The organism is Mycobacterium sp. TH-M25, assembly GCF_057473665.1.
On sequence record NZ_JBYCLA010000276.1, the window covers coordinates 1 to 4,252 of the forward strand.

Annotated in this window: 2 protein-coding genes; both read right to left on the bottom strand. The window is 66.2% G+C overall.

The genetic code is table 11. The annotated features are described in order from the left end of the window. The coding region (locus AC2VOU_RS09405) for a bifunctional copper resistance protein CopD/cytochrome c oxidase assembly protein (protein WP_486957132.1) at positions 1 to 1,892 on the bottom strand (1,892 nt) is incomplete at its 3' end. A 24-nt stretch (positions 1,893 to 1,916) separates the two neighbouring features. Continuing rightward, positions 1,917 to 4,211: a glycerol-3-phosphate 1-O-acyltransferase gene (locus tag AC2VOU_RS09410; protein ID WP_486957133.1), complete on the bottom strand. Its 2,295-nt coding sequence runs from the start codon at positions 4,209 to 4,211 to the stop codon at positions 1,917 to 1,919. Positions 4,212 to 4,252: the final 41 nt, after the last annotated feature.

Consider the following 4,252-nt stretch of genomic DNA (forward strand, 5'->3'; position numbering starts at 1 on the left):
TCACTGCGCTTCCACTGGATCAGCAATGCGGCCATCACGACGACCAGGGGTATTTCTCCGGCGGCCCAAGCCATTCCACCGCCGAGACGCTGATCACCCATCAGGTCGGTGTGCCAGCTCAAATGCAGCGACCGATAGAAGCTCTCACCGAGCACGCGCTCCATCGCCATCAGGGCGACGGCGAAAAATGCGTGCAACGGCAGCGACGCGAAGACCACCGCCACCTTCGCCAGCGGCGGAATCGGCCGTGGCGTCGGGTCGACGCCGATGACCACCCAGTAGAACAGGTAGCCGCTGGCCAGGAAGTGCACGTTCATCACGAGGTGCCCGATGTGGCTGCCGACCGCGGCGTCGAACAGACCGCCCAGGTACAACCCGTAGAAGCCGGCGACGAACAACGCCGTCGCAACCACCGGGTTGGTGAGGAACCTCGAGATCCGGCTGTGCAAGGCGGCCAGCAGCCATTCGCGCATGCCCGGCGGTTCACCCCGGCCGGCTGCCGGCAGCGCTCGCAACGCGAGGCTGACGGGTCCGCCCAACACCAGCAGGATCGGGACCAGCATCGACAGCACCATGTGAGCGGCCATGTGCACGCTGAACATCGCCGGCATGTATCGGCCCATCCCCGACGAGCTGACGAACAGCAATGCCGCGCAACCCAGCAGCCACGACACGGTGCGTCCCGCGGGGTACGCATCGCCGCGCCGACGCAGCCGCCGCACTCCGGCCAGATACAGCACCGCGAACACGATCGCCGCGGAGCCGAAGACCAGGTCGAACCGCCAATCCAACAGCACCCTGATGGCGGTGAGCGGACCGTCGAAGTCGTAGCCGATTTTCACCTCAGTGATCGACGGGATGCCGCGCGGCAGCGGCGGCGGCGGGGTGCGGCCCAGACCGACAGCGACGCCGAACGTCAAGCCGAAGAGCACCGCTTCGACGGACGCAAGCCGGATGAAATGAAATCGCGAACTCGGATCAGCTTGCAGCGCAACGACTCCAGACCGCCGTTGACGCCATCCGACGACGCCCAGCAGGCACAGCGCCACGAATTTCGCGACAACCAGCCGCCCGTATTCGCTGGACAGTAAGTCCGACGGGCGAATCCGCACCAAAGCATTGATGACGCCGCTGAGCGCCATTGCACCGAAGCACCACAGCGCGATCGCCGAAAAGCGCCGCGCGGCCAGATCCGCGTGCTGCCCGCCGCGGACCACGTGCGTCAGTAGCGCCAGCAGCCCGCCCGCCCACAGGCTGCCCGCCACCAGGTGGATCAGCAGGCTGTTGGTGGCCAAATCGTGGGATCCGCCGGCCGACGAGTGCCCGGTCAAGCCCAGCGGTATCAACGTCACCAGCGACCCGGCCAGCAACCACGGCGTCCACGACCACCGCAGCACCGGAAGGCTGGCCACGGTCAGCGCCGCGGCCAGCAGCGCGGTCCATCGCCACGCCGCCGAGATGTTGATGATGCCGGCCAGCGACCACAGGCTCGCGGGGCCCAGATGAGCGGTGAACGGCTGGCCGGACACGTCGGAAATGGTCAGCGGGACCAGCAGCGCGGCGCACACCGCCCATGCCCCGGCCGCCACCGTCCCCACCCGCAGAGCGCGATATCCGTCGGCGTCGAGCAGCCCGTTTTCCTGCGGCGGAACCAAAAACCCAGCCGTCAAAAAGGACCCGACAGCGACCACCGCGGCGATTTCGCCGGCGGCCCGGACGAACGGCAGGCCAATGGTGGTCACCGGTCCTGGATTGGGCAGTCCGGTAGCGGTCAACGCGGCCGCCAGCGACAGCAGCCCGATCCCCGCTGCGGTGCATCCGGCCAGCACCGCTACCCCGATGAGCAGCGGCCATGCCACCGCCCGGCGCTGGGGGGCGGGCGGACGCGTCATACCCAAAGACTACGGGCGCGTTACCTACGACCGACCCGCGCCGCGGGCCTCGGCCTCGCGCGCGGCGAACTGTTTGCGCGCGATCTGGGCGACGTGGTCGAAATCTTGCAGGATGGATTGCAATTCACGACGAAACGCGACGCGGCGCTCGGCCAGCTCCGGCCCCGGCTCGAGCAGACCCTGATCGGCGACGACGTGGCGTGCGGTGTCGAACAGCAAGGTCGACACCGGCTCGCTGCTGCGTACCCGACCCTGCGCGACGTACTGCTTGCCGACGCCGAGCGCCAACTGGGTGAGTTCCTTGGCGCCGATGTCCGCCGGCGCATCACGCAACACATCGGCGACGATCTCATAGGCTTCGAAGAACACCCGCAGCATCGCATCCGACATCAGCGGTCGCTTCGCGTAGAGCATCGCTTCGATCGCCGCGGGGCCGGCGGAAACCTGCGCTTCCCAGTCCCGGTTCCACGACATCTCGTCGGCGATGTTCCGCCGGAAGGCCGCCGAATCGGCGAAGTAGAAGTCGAATTTCAGCAAATCGCGCAACCGCATGGCCTGCGTCCAGAACGCCTCCAACCGGTCGCTGTCGACCCGGCCGGCATACGCCAGCGCCAGCTCGACGATCACGGTCTCCAGGAATGCGTGGATCACCGAGTTGCGGTAGAACGCGGCGGTGTGCTCGTCTTCGGGAGCGATTCGCCACACCGGCTCTCGGCCACCGTCGACCCGGGTGACGGGGTGGCCGTTCGATAGTGAATCCACCGCGGCACGAACACCTTCCGGCGTGCGTAGCCGCAGCGCGCTGGTGGACATCGGGGTGTTCTTGCGTTCCAGGTAGTCCAGCGAGTCCTGCAGAGTATGGTGCAGTTGCCGAAGCGTCAGCGCCAGGCCGTGGGTGGTCAGTAGCAGCGCCGACACCAGACCGGTCGCGTTCACCGGCGTCGACTGCAGGATCCGCCACGCAACTTCAAACGACATCTTTTGCAGTGCAAGCCGTTTGGCGGCTTCGTCGTTGGCGACATTGCCGTGGCGCGGGCCGAGGTATTCACGCATCGACACCGCTTCGGGGAAGCGAACGTAGATCTTGCCGTAGTTACGTTCACCTTGGGCCTTGATGAAGTTGTACATCCAGCCCAGGCCCTCAGGCCGCTTCTCGCCGCCGCGGGCGTAGGCGGCGTACTCAGCGGTCTCGTGTAACTGATCGAAGCTGATCGAAACACCTTGCAGCAGAATATCGTCGCTGCGACCATCCAAGTAGGCATCGGCGACATAGCTCATCAGTCCGAGCTTGGGCGGCAACATCTTCCCGGTCCGCGAGCGGGTGCCCTCAATGGACCAGCTCAAGTTGAACCGCTTCTCCACCACGTAGCCGACGTACTCCTTGAGCACGTACTTGTACACCGGGTCGTTGCCGATGTTGCGCCGGATGAATATGGTTCCGGCGCGGCGCATCAGCGGTCCCATCACGCCGAATGCCAGGTTGACACCGGCGAATACATGTACCGGCGGTAGTCGATTCTCCTGCATCGCCACCGGCATGACCGCCCCGTCGATGTAGGACCGGTGCGAGAACAGCAGCACCGCCGGGTGCGCCTCCAGCGCGGCGCGAAGTGCGGCGACCTGATACTCGTCGTAGTCGATTTCGCGGTCGAAGCCCCGGCTGAACAGTCGGCCCAGGACCCCAACGAGGTCGACGGATACTCGGCTCCATCCGGTAGCGAGTTCGTCGAGCATCTTTCCGGCCTTCTCGAGGTCCGCACCCGGAATCTCCGCCAGGCCGGCGCGAAATCGCGCGGACGCCATGATCTCCGGGCGCACCAGCCGCGGCGATTTGTATTGCGGCCCGAGGATTCGGTATTCGGCGCGCTCCAACGCCAACAGTGCTCGGCGGGTGACGAAATGCGCAAATTCGCGGGGGTTCTCGCCGACGGTGATGTCAAGCCACTGTTGGCGAAGTTGCGAAACCTTGGCCGATTCGCCCGCCACCACCTGCGCACGCGACCGGTCTGACCGCAGAATGTGGCGCTGTTGACGTTCGCTGGGCCGGTAGGGATTTCGTCCGGGCAGCAACGCTGTCAGCCGGTTGAACGCCGTCGCGTCCGCCGGCGGCATCCAGAAGACGCGCACCGGCACAATCGATCGGTCTTCGTCCAATTCGAGTTGCTCGACGAGTTGAGCGAGCGCACCGGGCGTCGGATTCTGCTCGGGCAACGCCAGCACTTCCAGTGTGTCCTCCGGGTGGCGGGCACGCTGCTGATCCAGCCATGTCGCCAGCAATTCCGACTCGATTGGCGACGACGCCGCCGCCAACACCAACACGTGGTTGCCGGCACCGGGCGAACCCGCGCCGGCGGGCGAGG